The organism is Dictyobacter vulcani (assembly GCF_008974265.1).
GTDB classification, from domain to species: Bacteria; Chloroflexota; Ktedonobacteria; order Ktedonobacterales; family Ktedonobacteraceae; genus Dictyobacter; species Dictyobacter vulcani.
Genome location: NZ_BKZW01000001.1, coordinates 3,859,717 through 3,881,890, shown reverse-complemented (window position 1 = coordinate 3,881,890; position 22,174 = coordinate 3,859,717). Strand labels below are relative to the sequence as shown.

Sequence of the window (22,174 nt, the reverse complement as noted above, 5' to 3'; positions counted from 1 at the left end):
TTCACTATATATTATGCGGATGGCTACATATTCATACACAAATACTTAACCTTATTGTATCCAGAATAGAATAGCCATTACCCAGATTTAAAAAGACGTGCGTCTCATATAAGGATATGTCATCATGACGAACCAATACGAAACACCTCTTGAGTAGATAAAAGAAAGGGTTATTCATTCCATGACTGATACAAGAGAAGCAACACAGAATGTGCAAGAGCAATACTTCCGTATTACTGACGAAGTACCAGAAGAGATCTGGTATTGGGCTGCTTTAGGCTCCATAGTCGCTTCAGCAATACTGTTCATTTCAAATAAACGCGACTGGAGCATCTTTGTAGGGCAGTGGCCACCAACTTTCTTACTCTTTGGCCTCTTCCACAAGATCCTCAGGCCACATACACATTAAGTCTGGTGCTCGTCCCGAGCAAGCCCGACAAAGAGCAGGAGCGTTCAGCCAGATGGTTGAGCGCTCCTGTACTGTCCTTGTGAAAACGCTTTCGAGTAACTGAGCACATGGTTACCGAGGAAGGGGCCAGGGGCAATATTTTTCGGTTAAGCAACGGTCGAGGTACGACACATCATCGCCATTTCCATCTTTAAGTTGAAAGTATTAGCCACCAGGGCCAATACGTTTCGTTTAACGAGTTTTGTGGCGGCGAAAGACGGTGTGGAGAAAAGCAGCAGATCGTACGTGAAGAGGGCGCCACACGCGAGGCCGGCATGCGGCGTGATCGTGGAGCGAGGGGCTCAACGAGCATCGCATGCCTGTGGCGCCTACATGGAGACGGATCGTGTTTCGTGAACCTCTGCGCACCGCTACGGGTAAGATCCACGCGCTCTCCCATCATGTTGTTGTGTGAGCAAGCACACGAGATATGATCCGTCTCGGTGTAGGCGCCACAGCACTGCGAGTCATTCGAGCACGCTGGCCTGCGCAAACACAGCAGTGCGGCCTCCGCGTGTGGCGCCCTCTCCACGTACACGACGCCACGCTATGGGGTTGAGGTTATCTCTTAAGTGAAATGGCAATGATGTGTCGTACCGGCAGCGCCTTTGAAAGACAATCGTGAACGCCGCTCAATCGCGGCTAGCTGCGCTCACACGATTGCAAGGTAGGGCTGGTCGCTGCGATCAGTACGCGTAAGCCATGTCCCTTAAGCAAGAGGGCAGACGCGCTCAGCGTGTACCTTCGCGTACGCCAACAGGCCGCAGCGACCAGCGCTGCCGGTACGCCAGGTCTCTCCATCTCGCCCTGGATGCGCTTAAACGAAAAGTATTGGCCACCAGGGCTGCCGCTACAGCAGGGCGCGGATATCGGACCAGCCATAAGCAGCCTCTTCAAGGTCAGCGCCTCCGATCTCGTCGCGCTTGGAGCGCAGGTAATGGGCTCCGAGGTGTTGATAAAAGCCCACAGTGGGATTGTCTGCCAGAACCCACACGAGCATGGTGCTATAGCCAGCCTGGACAAGGTGAGCAGCCAGCGCCTGTGTCAAAGCGCGGCCAGTTCCATGGCCATGACAACTATCCAATAGATAGATCGCGTAAAGCTCCGCATTATAGACCGGATCATTGTCGCGTTCGCGACCACCATTGATAAAACCAACGATCTCGCCTGCCTTATCCACAGCGACCAGTACAATAGAGGTGTCAGCGGTAGCGCTAAGAATACGCGTCCACATGCGCTCGCGTGGTGCCGTGGAAAGATTATCGAGGTAGGTATCCGGGATAATACCGCGATAGGTGCTCTGCCAGCTCTCAACGTGCACACGAGCGATAGCCGGAGCATCCTCTAAGGTAGCTTGCCTGATCATGTTCATTAGACTACGTTCTCCCCCTATATTATATGCTATAATCTTCGCAGAAAAAGAAGAAAGGTTCCGGTACGCATGCCGAATACAACCACGACAGCGGAGAAAATTTTCAATCGCCTGAAAGGGCTGCGGGCGCAGATGCAGTCCGGTGAAGAACCAGTACTGGCCCTCCCTGCCATCTGGGATGGTGGGCAGAGTAGCAATAGTACACCATGTGATGTGGTTATCACCAATCAGCGTCTGCTGGGCTATTATTATAAAAGTTTTCCTCGCGAACGAGTCTTTATCGATGCCATGAATCTGGCCGACCTGCGTACTATAACCTGGCGCGAGAAAAATCATGAGCCGGTTTTTCGTGAGATTCAGGTCAAGGATGGCAAGCGTAGCGTCTATATTCGTACCCCACGCCAGAAGAGTGAGGCCTTATATGAAGCCTTGCAGGCAGCCACCAGTACCAACGCGGTCCAGACGGAACCGGAACCAGAAGCGACAGTAGATCAGCCATCAACTGCGGCAACGGGACAGGTGCAGGTACAGGCAAGCAAGCCAAAGCAAGCTCCGGTCTATAATCGCGAGCAGATACGTCGTCCATTCGAGCATACCTCACTGGCTGCGGTTCTTCTCCTGGTCGGTGGTATTATCCTGGAGATTGTTAGTCTGGCCCTTTTATTTACCACCCATAGCACTGCCATCAGTGCCCCGCTTTTTATTGCAGGCTTTGTCGCCGTGGCCGCCAGTTTTCTGGCCCGCCGCCAACCACAATAAAATTATCAGTCTCTTATTTACCCAAAGAACGTCATAGTCCTGGCTTACAGCTTTCAGCTCATTCTATACCATGGAATTCATAATCTGCAAATATGCAGATATACAAGCATGCATGGCAGGCCTTTTCCATGATAAACGAGCAGGCTGGCAACGAATTTGAGGAACTGTTAGCCAGTTATATTGACAGTACAATTTTTTGACAGGTACAATAAGATAGCTCGGGGAAACAATGTAGTTTCTCGTATATCCTACGTCCCCCCACAACAGAAGACGAGGCGATATAACAATGAAGATGTTTGTTTGTATAAAACAAGTACCTGATCCCAATACGACTGTAAGTAAACTTGATCCCAATACAAAACGACTCGTGCGCAATGGTGTTTCGCTGGTACTAGATCCAGGTGATGAAAGCACGATTTCGGCGGCCATTAAATTACGCGATAAAGTTGGCAATAGCGAACTAGTCGCCGTAAGCATGGGTCCAGCCAGCGCACAGGAAGCTATGCGCCGGGCCTTAGCAATGGGTGCCGACCGCGCAATCCTGATCAGCGATCCAGCCCTGGCTGGATCAGATGCTGGCACGACGGCCCGTGTTTTAGCAGCCCTGCTGAAAAAAGAAGGCGCTGACGTCATCTTCTGCTCGACCGAGAGCACCGATGGCTACACCGGTATGGTGCCTGGTGGCATTGCTGAAGTCATGGGGATCCCACAATTAACCTTTGCTCGCGAAATAAATATCGAAGGTCAAAAAGCGGTTATTAAACGCGTTATCCCCAAAGGCTACCAGACCATAGAAAGCTCACTACCTGCTGTCATTACCATTGCCAGCGGCTCCTTTGAAGCCATTTATCCAACCATGAAGGGTATCATGGGCGCCAAAAGGAAGCCCTATTCACAGGTCAGCCTGGCTGATCTTGGCTTAGAAGCATCCCAGGTTGGTGAGGCTGGAGCACGTGAACAAGTTCTAAGTATTGGCACCGCGGAAGCCCGCGCCGCCGGTCAAATCATCAAAGACGATGGCAACGCCGCGCAACAGATTGCGGAGTTTTTGCAGCGTTACCAGTTACTCTAGGAGGTTTACAATGGCAAACACTATTTGGGTCCTGGTAGAACTGGAAGGTGGAGCGCCCGTTCGCTCATCGCTAGAAGTGCTGGGCAAAGCCGCCAGGCTTGGACGAGCAGAGGCGATTGTACTGGGAAGTGGAGCCGCTGAAGTAGCTCCTACCCTGGGTGAATATGGCGCGGAAAAAGTTTATGTCCATGCTGACGCTGCCTATGATCAATATCTGACCCTCCCAGCCGTAGAGACGGTCAGTAAGCTATTCGCAGAACACCAGCCCACGCTGCTGCTGCTGCCTACGACTTATGATCTACGCGATATTGCCGCACGCCTGAGCATGCGCAATGGCATGGGATTGATCACCGATGCCACGGATCTGACCATTGGAGATGATGGATTAAAAGTAACGGTTCCCTGGGGCGGTGAGACGGTGGTGACGGCCACCCTCACGCAACAGCGTCCAGGTATTGTGCTGACACGGCCAAAAGCCTTCTCAGTTGAACAATACGCGGGACGTACCGCTGAAATTGAAAACATAAACACAACGATCAGCGCTGAATCACAGACAATCAGGGTTATCGAGACCGTTGAGGTCAAGAGTGAGGGTCCAGCCCTCGAAGATGCCGCAGTGGTTGTCAGTGGTGGACGTGGACTGGGTAAGGCCGAGAACTTCCACTATGTCGAAGAACTCGCCGAGATCCTGGGCGGCGCTCCTGGCGCGACCCGCGCTATTGTAGACGCTGGCTGGTTGCCTTATAGCTATCAAATCGGCCAGACCGGTAAAACGGTCAAACCGACCCTGTATATCGCAGCGGGTATCAGTGGCGCCATCCAGCATCTGGCAGGCATGAAAGGATCAAAGTATATCATCGCCATTAATAAAGATGAGCATGCTCCGATCTTTGCCAATGCTGATCTGGGTGTGATCGGCGATGCGGTAAGCATCTTGCCACAGCTCAGCACTGAGATCAAACGCCGTAAAGCATAAACCATCAGCAAGGGATTAACCAGCATACGAGAGGCATCCATCCGTGGTGTCTCTCGTATGCCACTTGCGTATAAAAACGCATCCATAGATACGCATCCTCAAACAGGGCACATCGTAACTGCGCCCCAACCAATGGAGGTTTACATATGACTCCCCCTGCAATTTCACCAACCGGGGATGGCCTGGTACCACGCTCTTTGTGTTGCTGTTCCTGGCAGCACTGATCCTTTTCGGGATCCGTGCAGGTCAACTGGTTACCCTGTTGACCAAAGCACGGCCAGAAGATCGCACCGATCATATTAACGATCGTATCGGCGCATTTTTTAAGGTTGTGCTGGGACAGAGCGGCGTACTACGCGATCCTATTCCAGGTATCGCCCACTTCTTTACATTCTGGGGCTTTATCCTGATCCAATTTGGGCTCTTAAATCTGATCCTGGGAGCGTTTAATGGCTCCCTGCCATTTCTGGGCGATAATCGTATTTTTGCCATTATACTGGACATCTTTGTGGTCCTGGTAACGTTCTCGCTGATAGTCTTCGCGATTCGGCGTGGTATTGTACGCCCACGTCAGCTTAACAGCGCATTGCACGGTCCCTGGGACGGTTTTATTATCCTGGGCCTGATCTTACTGGTTATTCTAACCCTGGCACTGGTTGAAGGCTTTGAATATGCCGCCAGCAATGGCGCAGCCTGGACACCGATTGGGGCTTTCTTACATCCTTTACTGGGCCGTGCCAGTCAACAGACCAACATCATCGCCTATCGCAGTTTCTGGTGGCTGCACATGATTACAGTGCTTGGCTTCCTGATCTATCTGCCGCGCTCCAAACACCTGCACCTGATGGCCACGCCTTTTAACGTCTTTTTCCGCAGCTACAAACCTAAAGGTGCACTTCCCCTGATTGAGAATCTGGAAGAGCGCGAGGACTATGGTGTTTCCAAAGTCGAGCAGTTCACCTGGAAGCAGTTGCTGGATGGCTATGCCTGTACTGAATGTGGACGCTGTAATACTGTTTGTCCCGCACTCAATACTGGCAAACCACTGTATCCAAAAGAGATTATTCTCGGTGCGAAAGAAGCCTTGTTTGTGCGTAGTGGTGAGATTCTGGGTAAAGATTCGATCTACAACAAACTGGGTATCGCTGGTATTAAGGCTGACAAGACACCGGCCGAAAAAGAAGCCCATCATGAGCCAATGATTGGTGGCATCATCTCAAAAGAAGCCTTGTGGGCCTGTACCACTTGTATGGCCTGCGTCGAGATTTGTCCGGTCTCGATCGAGCATGTGCCCAAGATCGTAGATATGCGCCGCTCACTGGTCATGGAAGAAAGTGAGTTCCCACAGGAAGTTACCTCGCTCTTCAATAATATTGAGCGCAATGGCAATCCCTGGGAGATCAGCAACGACAAACGCGCCGAATGGGCGGCCGGCCTGGAGATTCCGTTGCTGGCAGAAAATCCCGAAGCCGAGGTACTTTATTGGGTCGGCTGTATGGGCTCATTTGATCGCCGCAACCAGCAGGTAGCCACTTCAGTCGCCAAGGTCTTAAAAGCGGCCAATGTCGACTTCGCCATCCTTGGACCTGAGGAAACCTGTACCGGTGATCCAGCCCGCCGTATCGGTAATGAATATCTCTGGCAGATGCAAGCCATGCAAAACATTGAGACCCTCAATGGCTATGGCTTCAATACCAAACCTGAGACGGCCAAAGCAGAGGATGCCAGCACAGAAAATGCCGAAAAAACCGAGGCGGCACGGGCAGTGGAAAAGTTAGGGACAGGAACGTTAACTAAACATCGCACCATTATCACCGCCTGTCCTCACTGCTTTAACACCATCAAGAATGAATACCCGCAGTTGGGTGGAGATTATGAGGTCATACACCACACCGTCTTCATCGACAACTTGATGGAAGCCGAAAAATTGAAGCTGACAACTGGCTTTGATAAACGCAAACTGACCTATCACGATCCTTGTTATGTCGGTCGCTACAATGACAGCTATGACGAGCCACGGCGCGTCCTGACAGTCATCAATGACAAGGGAGTGACCGAGATGGGCCGTAACCGCAATAAAAGCTTCTGCTGTGGCGGTGGCGGCGGTCGCGTCTGGATGGAGGAAAAGGTCGGCCAACGCATTAATCAGACCCGTGTGAATGAGGCACTGGGAACCGAGGCTGAGGTTCTGGCCGCTGGCTGTCCTTTCTGTATCACGATGTTTGAAGATGGCATCAAAGGTGTCGAGGCCGAAGAAAAGATGAAAGTCGAAGACATTTCTGAAATCATCGCCCGCGCCATTGAGAAACCAGTCACAAATTAGTCAGTACTTCTACCCATTTCTCCTGTATTGGCCCGCTGCTAGCGGGCCAATATTTTATTATGTCATCCCTCTGCCCGCTAAACCGTATTATAAGAGTCCACTTACTATTTTATTGTCTGTGATGGACACCTACCAGCAATGGTATATTACAAGAAAAGAAGTTAAAAAAGGTGATACACGATGAGTGGTTTTCCCGGCTTTGAAGTAATCGTTATTTTTGCTCTGATTCTCGCCAATAGTTTTTTTGCGGCGTCTGAGATCGCTATCGTCTCTTCGCGGCGTAGTCGTCTGCAACAGCAAGCTGATGCGGGCAAGAAGAGCGCGAAACAAGCACTACAATTGTCCGAGAGCCCGGATCGCTTTATGGCTACCGTCCAGATCGGTATGACGCTGATCAGTACGCTGGCTTCAGTCTTTGGGGGTGCCAGTGTCAGCGAACCCCTGGCCAAATGGATCGCGACGTTCCCGGTTCTGCGTCCCTACTCTGATACAATCGCCCTTGGTCTGGTTGTCATGATGATTACCTACTTTTCACTGGTCATCGGCGAACTGGCACCCAAACGCCTGGCCCTGCAGTCAGCTGAAAAAATTGCGGTGGCGGTATCCCCTTTCATGGTTCGTCTGGCAAAATTTACGGGACCAATCGTTGGCTTCCTGACATTCTCAACGAATCTGATCTTACGCCTGCTGGGACAATACGAACATAAAAAAGAGGCGGTCACTGAAGAAGATATCGTCTATCTGGCACGTGAGGGCGCGGTCAGTGGAACGGTAGAGACTGAAGAAGAAGAGTTTATTAATCGCGTCTTCCGCTTTACTGATCGCACCGTGAGTAGTGTGATGATGCCACGTACTGAGATCGTTGCTATCGATGTACAGACGCCATTTCCACAGGTCATCGAGACCTTTATGAGTTCCGGCTATACGCGCCTGCCAATCTATGAAAACACCCTGGATAATATTGTCGGTGTCCTGTATGCCAAGGACCTGCTACGCTCGCGAGCAAATAATCAAAAGGAAGAAGAGATAAATCTACGCTCCCTGGTGCGACCGGCCTTCTTTATCTCAGAATTTCAACATGTTGACGATCTGCTCACTACCTTCCGGCGCAAAGGCATCCATATCGCCCTGGTGATCGATGAATACAGTCAGATTACGGGTCTGGTGACACTGGAAGATGTGCTGGAGGAACTGGTTGGTGAGATTAATGATGAGTACGATCAACCAGAGGATAGCGCCATTCTGCAACGCGAGGATGGAAGCTGGCTGGTTGATGCGATGACGGACCACGAAATTGTGCGCAAGAAAATTGGTATGACGATGGATGAAGAGGCACGCCACAATTACCATACACTGGCCGGCATGCTCCTGGCTAAAATGGGACGCATTCCTAAGGCTGGCGATAAGGTTACCATTGAGGACTTTGTGTTTGAGATCGTGGACATGGATGGTCGGCGCATCGACAAGGTTCTGATAAATACAGTTTGATTCCCACTCTCATCGGGGCACGTGCAGTTAGCCGCACTCGGGCACTAAAGTGCCCATACTTCTTTTAATCGTCTGTGTCCAAAATGCGTGAAAAGCATTTTGGACACAGACGATTAAATTCTTGTTCGCATCGCAGGTGCGAAAACTCGTAGATGGAGTATTTATGCTTGCTCAGTCAACAGGGCACGCGCAATGACCAGGCGCTGAATCTGATTGGTGCCCTCGTAGATCTGGGTGATCTTGGCATCACGCATCATACGCTCAGCGGGATATTCTTTCATGTACCCGTAACCACCGAGTACCTGGATCGCATCGTTGGTCACCGAGATCGCTGCATCTGAAGCAAACATCTTGGCCATAGCTGAATATTTGCTAAAGTTTTTATCGCCACGATCGATCATCTCTGCCGCGTTATAGACCATCAGGCGTGCCGCTTCGACCTGTGTGGCCATGTCAGCCAGCATAAACTGGATACCTTGATTCTCCGCGATCGGCTTATTGAACTGCACGCGTTGTTTGGAATAAGCCACCGCCAGATCCAGCGCTCCCTGCGCAATACCAACCGCCTGTGCTCCGATACCAGGACGCGTGCGATCCAGCGTCATCATCGCCAGCTTGAAGCCATCTCCTTCACGTCCCAGAAGATTCTCGACTGGAACCTCACAATCATTAAAGATCAATTCAGCGGTCTGCGAACCCTTAATGCCCATTTTATCTTCGATGCGGCCAACCGAAAAACCAGGAAAATCCTTATCGACGATAAAGGCGCTAATACCACGTGTGCCCTTAGAAGGATCCGTCTGAGCAAATACAGTATTGACCTGGGCAAGACCACCATTGGTGATAAAGCGCTTGGAGCCATTCAAAATATAGGAATCACCCTTGCGCTGCGCAAAGGTAGTCATAGCAGCGGCATCCGAGCCAGAGCCAGCCTCGGTCAAACCAAAGGCAGCCAGCCACTCACCTGTCGCCAGACGGGGAAAATATTTTTGCTTCTGCTCTTCAGTTCCGCCTAGCAGGATCGGCAGACTACCCAGTTGCTGAACCGCCAGAAGCAGACCAGTCGTAGCACAACAACGGGAAAGCTCCTCGATCGCCATCACGATCGCCAGTTCACTGGCACCAATACCACCATACTGTTCAGGAAAAGGCATTCCCAGAATGTCCTGCTGCGCCAGCAACTCTTTCATATCCCAGGGGAACTGCCCATTATGATCTATCTCTGCGGCACGGGGAGCAACGCGCTCCTGAGCAATCTCGCGAATTGCTGCTATCAGTGCCTGTTCGTCTTCAATGACATGAGATACCGCCATGACAATGACTCCTTTTTTACTGCTCAATACTGAGGCTCATATATCTATATAGAAGTATAGCATATGGCTTGCTCGATTTGATAATAAGAAAGTGAATCATATCTGTGATCCTTCTAGCAGGACTATTACAGCAAACAAATAGCAGGGAGAAACAGCTTTTCTGGTGATATAATACAAATGGAATTTAGCACAATGACATCAGAAAGTAATCAATATATGAATTACATACAACATTTTACGCGTTTACTTCAGACAAGTACAGAAGACTTTATATGGGCTACGCAACAGATACCGGCAGAGAAATTGTATAGTGTGTCTCCACGCCGACCGGATAGCTGGTCGGTAGCACGCAATATTTTGCATCTACAGTTTCAAGAGGAGCAGGTGGTTCTACCCAATATGCGGCTGTGGTTGCCAGAACGTACAGATTATGCCAGGAAAGATAATCAGTTGATTAGTCAGTATGCTTCATTTGAGGCACTAGTGCAGGATGAAGAAGTAGTCTGGCTACAACACCCAGCAGTCGAAACATTACTTCAAAGCTTTCAAGCGAATCGTATATTACAGATAACTTTGTTATCCCAGATTCCTGCCACTGCCTGGGAAGAAACACGTCCAACGGTATGGGGCACAGTCACACTACGTTGGACAGTAACAAAAACCTATCAACATACAGCCGAGCATATTAACGATGTGCTAAAACCAGCGCTCTATTGGACCGGACTAAGTATTACTAACTAAATTCATCCAAATTAGAGAATATAGTTCAAAAAATACCGCATCCGGAGGCCAGATTCCCCCTCTTTACAAGAATGCTATAATAGTTGTCCGTGCATATCTCCTGGGATGTCAGGAGCGTAGAATCTCATTTACATACGGTTAATTCCGTGATATAATAGCTACAGAATTAAGTGAACATGTAAAGAAAAGTGGGGACCCCCCACTTTTCTGTATGCCAGAGACTTTTTTCTTTTGCACTCGAAAAAATGATGTATTGATTACCGGGCGCCAGCGGGAGGAGCATGGCCTATGAGGAGCGAATTTCAGGCGGCAATCGCGCAACTAATTGCCGAAAAGGGACTACCCCGCGAAGTGGTAATGGAAACCGTAGCCACCGCCCTGTTAGCGGCCTACCGTAAAAGCTTCGGCGGCGGAGAGAATGTCCGTATCGAAGTTGACAAAAACGGAGAAGTTCATGTCTGGGCCTCAAAAAGAGTCGTTGCCCAGGTCCGGGACGCTAACGAAGAGATTTCTCTGGCAGAGGCACAACGCCTCATCCCAAATGCAGCGCTTGGACAATTTGTGGATGTTGATTCTTCATTCATCTTCGCCCGTATTCCGACACAAACTGCAAAACAGGTGATTCTGCAACGCATTCGCGAAGCTGAACATGAACACCTCTATGATCAAATTAAGAACTGGGTCGGCGAGATTCGCCTGGGTACCCTCACCCATAAAGATCCTATCCGTGGTTGGCTGCTCGACTTTGACCTTGATCAGGTAGATAAAGTAGAAGGTTTCATGCCACCCAGCGAGGAAGTCCAGGGTGAACGTCTCCGTAACGGCCAGCGTGTTCGTGTCTTTGTCTATGATGTACGTCGGGTTCAGGGTCGCATGCTCCAGATCCTGGTATCACGGACCCATCGTGATCTTGTACGCCGCTTGTTTGAGTCAGAAGTTCCTGAAATCTATGAGGGAACCGTCGAAATCAAAGGCATCGCTCGTGAGCCAGGCAGTCGCTCCAAAGTAGCCGTAGTAGCGCGCCAGGAAGGACTTGATCCCATCGGCTCGTGCGTCGGTGTACGTGGATCACGTATCAATAATATTGTGCGTGAACTCAATGATGAGAAAATTGATATCATCCAGTGGAGTCCAGATCCAGCGACCTTCGTCGCGAACTCACTGAGTCCAGTGAAACCGCTTAAAGTTGAATTGCGTGAAGAAGATCATACAGCCTTAGTGACGGTTCACGAGAAGCAACTCTCGCTCGCCATTGGTAAAGACGGACAGAATGCTCGTCTGGCAGCCAGGCTAAGCGGCTGGCGGGTGGATGTCACCAAACCGGCTGAGGGCGAAGTGTTCGAGGAACCTGTTGGCGAACTGGCCGAACAACCATCAAGCAGTAGTAACGCATACCCACGCCGTGAGCGTTCGGAGCGTTCGGAGCGTTCATCTGGAAGGCATGAACGGGACAACAATGGTTCTTCTCGACGTGGTGGCCGCGACCGCGGAGAACGAGGAGGACGCCATAGCCATTCCGGGTATGGATACGATCGCGATTAGGGAGGAGAGTGTGTCTGGTGAAGACAGCGAACAAACAACCCAAAAAACAGAAGCATCTTCCGCTGCGCACTTGTATCGCCTGCCGCGAAAATAAATCGAAACGAGAGCTGTTACGCGTGGTGCGCACACCTGAGGGCCAGGTCCTAATCGATGCGACTGGCAAGAAGTCTGGCAGAGGAGCGTATCTCTGCGCCCGGCTTTCTTGCTGGCAAAAGGCACTCAAGGAACATCGTCTGGAGCAGGTCTTCGAGACACAAATTTCGCCAGAAGATCGCGCCGCCCTCGATGAGTACGTTGAGACGTTGCCGAAAGACGAGCCAGCGTCAGTTACAGCTAAAAAGCCAAAAGTACCAGTAAACCGTAAGAGCGCATCTGAAACGAAAGCATAATAGCTCTCACATCAGACATAAACTCATCCTTGTAGCAAGCAGCAGGCGCAAAAAAGCGCTCATAAACGCTCCTGGCGTGCCTCGCTGCTTCGCAGCTTATCAACTACCACGATATGATATTGCAAGGATCTATTCAGTACGCTATACTGACTTAGTATGTATATTGTTCCTATCTCCGATGTGGGGATAGATCTTTCAATACTGGCATCTGATCTCCGGGTTAGATGAGGATTGAACAATGTTTCGTTTTTTCTCTACTCTTGACAGAGACACAGCCCCTCGTATACAGGGCAGCTGTAAGCGAATGTTTGCGGAGCGATTAGCTATGATTATATAACCATAGTTTCTACGCCAGAGAGCGCAGACTAATTTCGCCTGGCACTGCACCAACGAGGATCTGTCACCCTGTTTTCCTTTAAGGAACGGGGGACAGACCTTTTTTATGGCTGTGAAGAGAGATTCCGCCGCCACTTGTGGCGCATCATCTGATAAGAAAGGGAGTCTTCTTCATGAGAGATATATCAGAGCTTCCAGAGGGCACCGAGCAGACTCAAGCTAAACCAGCCACACCAAAAACTCGGTCTGCCCCCCGCCCAAAACCAGAAAATCAAGCAACGGGCAGCCAGGAACAGGAGACCAAACCCGCGCCTCGGCGTCGTAGTACAGCAACGCCAACCGATGCAGCCGCTCCAGCAACAGAGCAACAGCAAACATCTAGTCCTGCTCCCGCACGCCGTGAGGGGACAGACCAACAACCAGCAGCTCGTCCTGCTCCCGCACGCCGTGAGGGGACAGATCAACAGCCAGCAACTCGTCCTGCTCCCGCACGCCGTGAGGGCGATCAGGCACCTCGCCCGGCCCTGCACGCCGCGAAGGCGATCAGGCACCTCGCCCATCTACACCGTATCAGGGTAATCGCCCTTATAATGGCGGTGGTCAGGGCGGATATCAGGGTGGTGGTCAGGGTGGATACCAGGGTGGACAACCACGTCCTGGTGGTTATAACCGCAATCCTAATCAACCCTCAGGTCCTCGTCCATATGGTGGTCCAGGACAAGGTGGACCTCGTCCTGCTGGAACAGGACCTCGCCCCGCTGGTGGTCCAGGACAAGGTGGATTTTCCCGCCCGGCCGGTGGTGGCAGTCGCCCCCCTATCGTGGCAACCCATCGGGTCCTCGCCCGGCCATGAATAGTACTGCAGCGACCACTCCAGCACCACATGCACCCGAGCGAGATCGTTCACGCGATCGCAGCCGCGAATATAATCGCGATAGCAGCTCACCACGTCCTGGTGGCGGTGGTCCGCAGCGCTCAGGTGCTGGTCCACAGCGCCCTGGCGGTAGCCAACAACGTCCGGGTGGTGGCAATTATCGTCCTGGCGGTGGCAATCATCGTCCTGGCGGTGGACGCTCAGGCGGACATAGCGCTCAGCGCACACAGGAACGCCGGCAGGCTCCAGTGAAAGAAAAGCCAACAGGGCCAATTTCTCTGCCACCACAGATTGTGGTCAAAGATCTGGCCGATATGCTGGGTATCACACCAATCGAGGTTATTCGTGATCTGATTAATAAGCATGCAATCTTTGCCAGCATTAACCAGGTTGTGGACTATGACAAAGCCTCGCTGGTCGCCCAGGATCTTGGTTTCGAGCCCAGCCCAATCGCTGCCGTAGAGAATCCCGCCGTCCGTGGCGAGCGGCCCCTCTCTGCCAACGAAGCCATGATGGCCACGCGTGGTGAAGATGACATGGTCACAATTCCACCGGTTGTCACTATCATGGGTCACGTCGACCATGGTAAAACCTCCCTGCTGGATACGATCCGAAAAACAAAGGTAGCCGCCGGTGAGGCTGGTGGTATTACGCAGCATATTGGTGCCTATCAGGTTGAGGTTAATGGGAAGAAAATCACCTTCCTGGATACCCCAGGTCACGAAGCCTTTACCGCCATGCGTGCCCGTGGTGCTCAGGTTACCCACCTGGCCATCATCGTTATTGCAGCGGATGACGGCGTGATGCCTCAGACCCGTGAAGCCATTGACCATGCTCGTGCGGCTAAAGTGCCCATAATCATCGCGCTGAACAAAATCGATAAAGCTAACGCCAATCCTGATCGCGTCAAACAGCAGTTGGCCGAAATCGGGCTCGTCATCGAAGAGTACGGCGGCGATACCGTCTGTGTGCCAATCTCTGCTCGTCGCGGCGAAGGTATCGATGAACTGCTCGATTACATCTTGCTGGTTTCAGAGGTACAGGACATCAAGGCCAATCCTAATCGTCTGGCCACCGGTGTCATCATCGAGGCTCGCCTGGAGAAAAATAGTGGTGCGACTGCTACGGTTCTGGTCCAACAGGGAACCCTCAAAATGGGTGACAATATCGTGGTTGGCTCGATCTCTGGTAAAGTGCGTGCCATGTTCAACGACCGTGGTAAGCGCATCCAGAAAGCCACACCAAGCACACCAGTCAGTATCCTGGGCTTGCCCGAGGTACCAAACGCCGGTGATCGCCTGGAAGTGACCTCAGATGAGCGCACAGCCAAACAGCAGGCCGAGAGCGAGAGCGAGAAGCGTAAGAGCGAAGCCACACCGCTGGGTCAGGTCAGCCTGGATACCCTGTATATGCAGATGCAAGAGGGTAAGGTCAAAGAGCTGAACGTCGTCATTAAGAGTGATGTTCAGGGTTCACTGGAAGCCATCAAGGGCTCTCTATCCAAACTGGGTGAGGAGAACTTGAAGGTACGCTTGATCCGCGAAGGTATCGGTAACATCAGTGAGACCGATATTCACCTGGCAGCAGCGTCTAAAGCCATCATCATTGGCTTTAACGTCAAAGCAGATGGTGCGGCAGCTAGCGAAGCCCAACGCGAAGGCGTGGACATCCGCTACTACAACGTCATCTATAAGCTGATCGAAGATATTCAGGCCGCGCTTGTCGGTATGCTGGAACCAACCTTCCGCGAAGTTATCGATGGACATGCTGAAATCATGCAGACCTTCAAATCAGGTAAAACTGTTATCGCAGGTTGTCGTGTGCTGGATGGCAGAATCACTCGTGGCTCGCAGGTTCGCCTGATGCGTAAAGAAGAGAAAGTTCTGGACGGAAAAGTTGCCTCCTTACGTCGTGGTAAAGACGATGTACGTGAAGTATTGACTGGATACGAGTGTGGTATCCTGCTCGAAGACTTCAACGCTTACGAAGTTGGCGACATCATCGAGACATACTCACAGGAGCGCGTTGCACCTGGAGCATAGAATATATGGTGGAATGACGTGGCCTGCTCATGTTTGTAGCAGGCCACGCCTGCACCGTTGAGGGGAAAGACTATGCCAAATAGTCATCGACAAGAAAAATTAGGCGAATTGATGACGGCTGACCTGAGTGAGCTCATTCGCACCCGCGTCAAAGATCCACGTGTGGGTTTTGCCAGCATTACCCGCGTCGAGGTCAGTGGCGATCTGCGTCATGCCAGGGTGTTTGTGAGCGTGATGGGCACGCCTGAAGAGCAGGCCGAAACCATGAAAGGGCTGAGAAATGCCAGTGGGTACTTACGGCATGAGCTCGCGACCCGCCTGACTTTACGCTATATGCCAGACCTTTCTTTTAAACTTGATACCTCTATCGAAGAAGGCGCTCGCATCCTGGGCCTGATCAGCAGAGTTGAGCAAGAAGATCGCGAAAGAGCGGCCCGCCTGGAAGAGCAAGAGAAAGCAACCAATCTCGCAGAGCAAGAGAAAGCAAGCAGTATAAAAGAGGTGGAATGAACGCATCTTTTTGTCCAGGGACCGATTCCCTGGCAGAACAATTGAATCCTGTGCAAGTCACACAGGCAATGGCATTAATTGAGCGAGCAGAGCGTATTGCGTTGCTCGCTCATGAACATCCAGATGGGGATTGTCTGGGATCTGCCCTGGGCTTCGCCCATATCCTACGCCAGCATGGCAAAGTATGTGTTCCCGCCTGTGCAGATCCTGTCCCACAGTCATTTTCCTTTCTACCAGGGGTCGAAACCTTGCAGACCACCCTGGGAGACGAACAATTTGATCTGGTCATTGCGCTGGATGCCGGTGAGTTGAGTCGCTATGGCGCGCTCTATGAACAGCATCAGGCATTTCTGGACCAGGCGACAATCATCAATATCGATCATCATATCAGCAGTAGCGGCTGTGGTCAGGTTAATATTATTGAGCCATTAGCTGCCTCTACAACTGAACTGCTCGTCTTATTTCAACAACAGGCAGGCCTGACACTCTCAAAAGATGCGGCTGTCTGCTTACTCACTGGATTGATTACCGATACTGGTTCATTCCAATATCCCAGTACCTCACCCCGCACGATGATGGTTGGAGCAACGCTGGTTGAAGCCGGTGCCAGAGCAGAAACAATTGTCAAGCCAATTTTTCGCACCCATCCATTAGCCCAGATGCGCTTTACAGCCGCGGCTATCAACAACGCCCAGACTACCCTGAATGGCCGTCTGATCTGGTCCTTCGCGACTGATGAGACCCTGCGCGCCACGGGCGCAACCGATGATATGGATACCAATGCATCGGGAATGTTGCGCGATATCGCGGGTGTACAGGTGGCGGCCTTCTTTAAAAATTATGGCAATCCAGCTGAGACGCGCATCAGTTTGCGCAGCAGCGAACCATATAATGTGGCGGCCGTCTGTATGCGCCTGGGCGGTGGCGGACATCCACGGGCGGCTGGAGCTACCATTCATCAACCACTGGATGTAGCTATCCCCATGGTGCTGGCAGAGATTGAGCGCGAGATGCACGAGACGGATCGGCAAGCAGGCGCGATCCTGGAAGCCGAAATTTAAGAGCGGAGAAATATAAGCGTGGTGGACGGAATTCTGAATATCAATAAAGATCTGCATATGACCTCACATGATGTGGTTGCCAGGATACGCAAGCTGCTGAAGCAAAAGCGCGTCGGTCATACCGGCACGCTAGATCCAGAAGCCAGTGGCGTCCTTCCTATCTGTGTTGGTCAGGGAACACGGGTAGCGGAATACCTCAGCGAGAGTGGTAAAGCCTATCAGGCCAGGATCACCTTTGGCACGGTTACCGATACCTATGATGCAGAAGGCACGGTTCTACGTACCGCTGACGCCTCTCAGTTAACGCGTGAACAGGTCGTTGCTGCCTTGCCACACTTTATGGGTGCACAGTTACAGATGCCACCACGCTACTCCGCCATCAAAATTCAGGGGCAGCCCGCGTACAAACTTGCCCGCGCTGGTACAGAAGTTGTCATGCAATCCCGGCCAGTCGAAATTCAGTCCCTGGAAATTCTCGCCTGGGAAAACCCACACCTGACACTGGCGGTCGCCTGTAGCAAGGGTACCTATATTCGCTCGCTAGCCTACGATCTGGGCGAGTATCTGGGTTGTGGGGCCTACCTCACCGGACTCATCCGCACGCGCAGTGGTCCCTTTGTCCTGGACAGCAGCATTACCCTGGAACAGCTAGCGGGCGAGCAAGAACAGGGCAAGCTAGCGGAACATCTCTTCCCGGTTGATTTCGCCCTCCAGAGCTATCCAGCACTCCACCTGGATCAACAACTCACGGAGCGTGTGATACATGGCAACGCCTTTGCCTATCCGGATCTTGCTAGCGCCGAACAGGCCACATTAGGACGCGTCTATGCCGCTAACGGACAATTTTTAGCCATCGCCATCTGGGATGCCGAACAGCAACTCTGGAAACCCAAAAAAGTTCTTGTTTAAACATGGTCCTGCACAATCATACCTTTATTGCGAGCATGCACCGGCTGTGGTACTATAAACGAGAGAATAACAAGGAAAAGGCACTTCCAAACCGGCAAACCATGGAAGAGGACCTCTACAAAAATGACTGAATACCAGACAACCCTATCAGAGCAGACTCCTATCGCGATTACAATTGGAAACTTCGATGGTATCCATCTTGGACATCAACGACTCCTCCAGGAAGTACGCGCGATGGCACAGACGCTACAGTGTACACCGGTCATGGTGACCTTTGCGCCGCACACCCTGATGGTTGTGCGCCCGGATATAAATGTTTTATATCTGACCACGCTAGAAGAGAAGTTGGCCCTGGCGAGAAAATATGGCCAGGTTGAAGACTCGATTGTCATTCATTTTACACCTGAGGTAGCTGCACTATCTGCAGAAGATTTTATGGATAATCTCTGCGCACGTTTTGCTATTCGAGGACTGATCGTTGGCTCTGATTTTAGCCTTGGTCATAATCGAATGGGAAATGTAGCATTTCTAGAACAGTATGGACAGCAGCATGGCATCGAGGTGCGTGCCCTGGCACTGGAAAAAGATAGCCAGACGCGCATTAGCAGTACACGTATCAGGTCATTGGTCAGCGAGGGGCAGATAGCAGAAGCTAATACCTTGCTCGGACACCCCGTCGTTTTGGGAGGAACTGTCGTTCACGGAGACGAGCGTGGCAGGCTACTGGGTTTCCCAACCGCCAATATTCGTCCCGATAAACACAAACTTCTACCCGCTAACGGCGTATATGCAGTAAGGGTTACTGTGCATGACAGTGAAACACGTGACTTAGAAGAATCTTCTACCGTCTATAATGGTGTAACCAATATTGGTATTCGTCCTACTTTTAATGGAAAAGAACGTCTTGTAGAAGTTCATCTGTTGGATGTAAACATGGATCTTTATGACCGCTACATGCGTGTTGAATTCATCGAACATCTTCGTGGTGAACAACGTTTCGCAGGAATTGATGCCTTGAAAAATCAAATTTCGATCGATGTGCAACAGGCACGTCAGATTTTAACTAGCAGGAGGGTGAGCCATTGAACGCTCGCCGGAACCCATTCGCAAAATTAGAAGCATTTATGCAACGCATGATTGAGGCTCCCTTCAATCGGCTCTTTCCATCAAAGATGGAGCCGATTGAGATAGCCCGTAAATTAGAGCGTGCGATGGATGATAATACAATGTTACAGGGTGAGGGTCGTCGACTGTCGCCAAATGTGTATGATATCTATCTGAGCATAAATGATCATCAGCAGATGGCACCCGGCCAGGCCTCTCTTACCAGGGACTGGCAGAACCATCTGGTGGAGTTCGCACGACGCCGGCACTATACCTTGAAGACGGTGCCGATTATTCGTCTGCACTCAGATACTTCGTTGCGCCCGGGCAGCGTGCGCATTGAGACAGAACAGGCCGATGCACGCAGTAATAGCGGCGACGGCTTAATGTCAACACAGGCTCTGAGTGCCGAGCAATTAGCACAGATACGCTCACAACTGGCGCCCAAATCAGGCATTGCCTGGTATTGATGCTGCCAGTTCGCCCAATCAACACGCACGTGGTGCTCATTCTGGTGCGCATCATCAGAGTGGTGCAGGGGTCGCACCAACTATCCCACCTACGCCGCAAGCGCCAGCGATGCCACAGGCCTGGCTCACGATCCGTTTGCCGCAGGCGGGACAACAGACCTATCGCATCGAAAAGCCACTCGTCAATATCGGTCGACAGCTCAGTAATGATATCATTGTTGAAGATAAGCGCGTCTCCCGTTATCATGCACAAATCAAATATCAGCCAGATGGACAATTTGGCATTTATGATCTTGGCAGTACCAATGGAATTACCATCAATAATACGCCACATATGCGCCAACATATTCTGCGCAATGGTGACCAATTCACCATAGGCAGCTATGATTTTTACTTCGAGAGAAGGTGAGATCTTCGCCCTATGCAACTACCAGTATTCTTACTTATATTGCGTCTCTTATTCATCGTCCTGCTCTATCTTTTCTTGATGCAGGTCGTAATCGCCATTACACGCGACCTGCGCAAGACGGCCGCTATCGGGGATAATCCTGACGCAGCGCGCATTGCTCAGTCCTTTGGTCATCTGATCGTTGTCGATAGCGGTCCCAGTACCATCGTTCAACCAGGCATGCGTTTCGATCTGGAGCAGCAAACAACTATCGGGCGTGGTCCCACAAATACCATTCAGATCTCTGATAACTTTATCTCATCGGAACACTCGCGACTCTCGTTCCGTAATGGTGTGTGGTATGTACAGGATGCAGGAAGTGTCAACGGTACGTACGTCAACAATCAGCCAGCCCGCGAACCCATCCCTGCCCGCGCTGGCGATATCGTACGCGTCGGGTATATTCAATTCAAACTCACGCAATAATCTTAAGGCAACCCTTGCAGGTTGCCTTCCCTTATACAAACACTTCTTACCAGACGCACTCCTGCTCCTAGTTACATGAGGTTTTAATACATGGCACAACAAATAACGCAACAAGCAACAGGAGCCATCCGCCAGTATCGCTGGAAAGAATTGGGACTCCTGATTCTTCCTTGCAGTATCTTGCTATTATTGATGACACAGTTGCTCGTCATTCACTCAAGTAATGACACCACCACCCTGAACAATTTAAAAAACCTGCCCATTCTAGATGGTCTGATTCCCATCCTGGGTTTTATCGCAGCTATTTTAGTCGTGCATTTTATCTTAAATATCTTTTTCCGCAAAGCTGATCAAGTGCTTTTGCCGCTGGTCTCGTTGCTCAGTGGCCTGGGTGTGGTCATGATGACTCGCCTTGGACCTGATATTCCTCCTCGAGTTGGGCCGATTCCCAACCTGGGTTCCAAACAATTAGTATGGGTGTTAGTGGGCCTGGCAATTTGTCTGGGCACCATGTTTATCTTGCGTAACATTGGCTGGTTGTCACGCTATAAATATACCTGGCTGCTCTTCTGCTTCGCCGTCCTGCTTCCCAGTGTCATCAAGGGTATCCTCACCTTCAAAAATGCGGATCCTACCCGTGATGTGCTTAACTTTGGACCGTTGAACTTACAGCCTTCCGAGTTTTTGAAGATTGGTGTGGTAATTTTCTTTGCCGGCTATCTCAATGATAACCGCGACATCCTGGCCGAAGGACACTATCGTCTGGGTCCCCTACGTCTGCCACCGCTACGCCAGCTCGGACCATTACTCTTCATGCTCAGTATCGCCCTGCTCAGCTTCCTGGTCGTGCGTGAGTTAGGTCTGGCACTGCTGATCTATAGCCTGTTCCTGTGCATGACCTATGTCGCCACCGGCAAAAAATCCTATGTCCTCGTGAGTCTGGGCGCCTTTCTGCTCCTGGGCTTCATTGGCTACAGCTTGCTTGGATACGTCCAGAATCGCTTTGCGACGGTAGCCTTTAACCCAGCCGACTGGGCCCATCTGACGCCAGCAGAAGACAAATTTGCTCTGGGTAGTGGCAACCAGGTCTATCAGGGATTGACCAGCGTGGCTAGTGGCGGTATTTTGGGCAGCGGCTTTGGATTAGGTTTACCAGCGCGTGTACCAGTTGTCGACTCGGACATGGCCTTTACCGCCTATGCTGAGGAATTTGGCCTGGTGGGCTTGTTCGCGATCATCGGCATCTATCTGCTGATTGTGCACCGCGGCTTCCGTATCGCTGCCGAGGCTTCTGATACATTTAGTAAGTTGCTGGCAGCCGGACTGACCTCAGTCTTCGCCCTGCAAACGCTGATTATTACCGCTGGTGATCTCAAGTTGCTTCCTCTGACTGGTATCCCCTTACCCTACTTGAGCAATGGCGGTAACGCCATTATGGCCAACTTTATCATCGTCGGTATTCTACTACGCATTTCGCATAACTCCGCCGTGGAACGCGAAGGCGCCTATTGACCAGGTGGAACAGAAAAAAAGCAGGTGAAGCATATTTTAGCTTTGCCTGCTTTTTTTCT

At 51.2% G+C, this 22,174-nt stretch carries 22 protein-coding genes; 19 read left to right on the top strand and 3 right to left on the bottom strand.

Annotated features, from left to right (window positions below):
• Positions 1–181 precede the first annotated feature (181 nt).
• The gene (locus tag KDW_RS16565; RefSeq protein ID WP_151756974.1) at positions 182–409 is read left to right on the top strand and encodes a hypothetical protein; all 228 of its coding nucleotides are present in this window, start codon (positions 182–184) and stop codon (positions 407–409) included.
• 681 nt (positions 410–1,090) lie between these two features.
• Here the strand turns inward: KDW_RS16565 and KDW_RS16560 are convergent.
• Entirely contained in the window at positions 1,091–1,330 is a 240-nt protein-coding gene (locus tag KDW_RS16560) for a hypothetical protein (RefSeq protein WP_151756973.1), read from the bottom strand.
• Positions 1,299–1,820: a GNAT family N-acetyltransferase gene (locus tag KDW_RS16555; protein WP_198925292.1), complete on the bottom strand. Its 522-nt coding sequence runs from the start codon at positions 1,818–1,820 to the stop codon at positions 1,299–1,301. The genes KDW_RS16560 and KDW_RS16555 overlap by 32 nt, the downstream gene beginning before the upstream one ends.
• A gap of 69 nt (positions 1,821–1,889) precedes the next feature.
• Here KDW_RS16555 and KDW_RS16550 point away from each other — a divergent pair, with 69 nt between their 5' ends.
• The 5 genes from KDW_RS16550 (at position 1,890) to KDW_RS16530 (ending at position 8,438) form a co-directional block, all read left to right on the top strand.
• Positions 1,890–2,579: a hypothetical protein gene (locus KDW_RS16550; protein WP_151756971.1), complete on the top strand. Its 690-nt coding sequence runs from the start codon at positions 1,890–1,892 to the stop codon at positions 2,577–2,579.
• Positions 2,580–2,865: 286 nt separating this feature from the next.
• On the top strand, positions 2,866–3,651 hold the full coding sequence (locus KDW_RS16545) for an electron transfer flavoprotein subunit beta/FixA family protein (protein ID WP_151756970.1): 786 nt from the start codon (positions 2,866–2,868) through the stop codon (positions 3,649–3,651).
• A 10-nt stretch (positions 3,652–3,661) separates the two neighbouring features.
• Positions 3,662–4,627 carry an electron transfer flavoprotein subunit alpha/FixB family protein gene (locus KDW_RS16540; RefSeq protein ID WP_151756969.1) on the top strand — a complete coding sequence of 322 codons (966 nt, stop codon included), beginning with the start codon at positions 3,662–3,664 and terminating at the stop codon, positions 4,625–4,627.
• Between the two features lie 199 nt (positions 4,628–4,826).
• The gene (locus tag KDW_RS16535) at positions 4,827–6,950 is read left to right on the top strand and encodes a (Fe-S)-binding protein (RefSeq protein ID WP_151756968.1); all 2,124 of its coding nucleotides are present in this window, start codon (positions 4,827–4,829) and stop codon (positions 6,948–6,950) included.
• Between the two features lie 180 nt (positions 6,951–7,130).
• On the top strand, positions 7,131–8,438 hold the full coding sequence (locus KDW_RS16530; protein ID WP_151756967.1) for a hemolysin family protein: 1,308 nt from the start codon (positions 7,131–7,133) through the stop codon (positions 8,436–8,438).
• 161 nt (positions 8,439–8,599) lie between these two features.
• Here the strand turns inward: KDW_RS16530 and KDW_RS16525 are convergent, their stop codons facing one another.
• The gene (locus KDW_RS16525) at positions 8,600–9,751 is read right to left on the bottom strand and encodes an acyl-CoA dehydrogenase (RefSeq protein ID WP_151756966.1); all 1,152 of its coding nucleotides are present in this window, start codon (positions 9,749–9,751) and stop codon (positions 8,600–8,602) included.
• A gap of 192 nt (positions 9,752–9,943) precedes the next feature.
• Here KDW_RS16525 and KDW_RS16520 point away from each other — a divergent pair, with 192 nt between their 5' ends.
• From KDW_RS16520 to KDW_RS16460, 13 genes are all read left to right on the top strand, one after another.
• Positions 9,944–10,492 (top strand): DinB family protein, encoded by a 549-nt coding sequence (locus tag KDW_RS16520; RefSeq protein ID WP_162005297.1) that lies wholly within the window; start codon positions 9,944–9,946, stop codon positions 10,490–10,492.
• 288 nt (positions 10,493–10,780) lie between these two features.
• The gene (gene nusA / locus KDW_RS16515) at positions 10,781–12,034 is read left to right on the top strand and encodes a transcription termination factor NusA (RefSeq protein ID WP_233097726.1); all 1,254 of its coding nucleotides are present in this window, start codon (positions 10,781–10,783) and stop codon (positions 12,032–12,034) included.
• Positions 12,035–12,051: 17 nt separating this feature from the next.
• The gene (gene rnpM, locus KDW_RS16510; protein WP_151756964.1) at positions 12,052–12,423 is read left to right on the top strand and encodes an RNase P modulator RnpM; all 372 of its coding nucleotides are present in this window, start codon (positions 12,052–12,054) and stop codon (positions 12,421–12,423) included.
• Positions 12,424–12,932: 509 nt separating this feature from the next.
• Positions 12,933–13,616, top strand: a complete 684-nt coding sequence (locus KDW_RS16505) for a hypothetical protein (RefSeq protein WP_151756963.1) — start codon at positions 12,933–12,935, stop codon at positions 13,614–13,616.
• A complete protein-coding gene (gene infB, locus KDW_RS16500) occupies positions 13,609–15,675 on the top strand; it encodes a translation initiation factor IF-2 (protein ID WP_151756962.1) in 2,067 nt (688 codons plus the stop codon). The genes KDW_RS16505 and infB overlap by 8 nt, the downstream gene beginning before the upstream one ends.
• A 72-nt stretch (positions 15,676–15,747) precedes the next feature.
• On the top strand, positions 15,748–16,185 hold the full coding sequence (rbfA, locus tag KDW_RS16495; protein ID WP_151756961.1) for a 30S ribosome-binding factor RbfA: 438 nt from the start codon (positions 15,748–15,750) through the stop codon (positions 16,183–16,185).
• Positions 16,182–17,246 carry a DHH family phosphoesterase gene (locus KDW_RS16490; protein WP_151756960.1) on the top strand — a complete coding sequence of 355 codons (1,065 nt, stop codon included), beginning with the start codon at positions 16,182–16,184 and terminating at the stop codon, positions 17,244–17,246. The genes rbfA and KDW_RS16490 overlap by 4 nt, the downstream gene beginning before the upstream one ends.
• A gap of 18 nt (positions 17,247–17,264) precedes the next feature.
• The gene (truB, locus tag KDW_RS16485; protein ID WP_162005296.1) at positions 17,265–18,155 is read left to right on the top strand and encodes a tRNA pseudouridine(55) synthase TruB; all 891 of its coding nucleotides are present in this window, start codon (positions 17,265–17,267) and stop codon (positions 18,153–18,155) included.
• A gap of 123 nt (positions 18,156–18,278) precedes the next feature.
• Positions 18,279–19,241, top strand: a complete 963-nt coding sequence (locus KDW_RS16480; protein WP_151756958.1) for a bifunctional riboflavin kinase/FAD synthetase — start codon at positions 18,279–18,281, stop codon at positions 19,239–19,241.
• Positions 19,238–19,729 carry a DUF3662 domain-containing protein gene (locus KDW_RS16475; RefSeq protein WP_162005295.1) on the top strand — a complete coding sequence of 164 codons (492 nt, stop codon included), beginning with the start codon at positions 19,238–19,240 and terminating at the stop codon, positions 19,727–19,729. Before KDW_RS16480 ends, KDW_RS16475 begins: the two co-directional genes overlap by 4 nt.
• On the top strand, positions 19,716–20,138 hold the full coding sequence (locus KDW_RS16470; protein ID WP_151756956.1) for an FHA domain-containing protein: 423 nt from the start codon (positions 19,716–19,718) through the stop codon (positions 20,136–20,138). Before KDW_RS16475 ends, KDW_RS16470 begins: the two co-directional genes overlap by 14 nt.
• 12 nt (positions 20,139–20,150) lie before the next feature.
• Complete coding sequence (locus tag KDW_RS16465) at positions 20,151–20,603, top strand: FHA domain-containing protein (protein WP_151756955.1); 453 nt, start codon at positions 20,151–20,153, stop codon at positions 20,601–20,603.
• A 90-nt stretch (positions 20,604–20,693) separates the two neighbouring features.
• The gene (locus KDW_RS16460) at positions 20,694–22,115 is read left to right on the top strand and encodes an FtsW/RodA/SpoVE family cell cycle protein (protein WP_233097725.1); all 1,422 of its coding nucleotides are present in this window, start codon (positions 20,694–20,696) and stop codon (positions 22,113–22,115) included.
• The last annotated feature ends 59 nt before the right edge of the window (positions 22,116–22,174 follow it).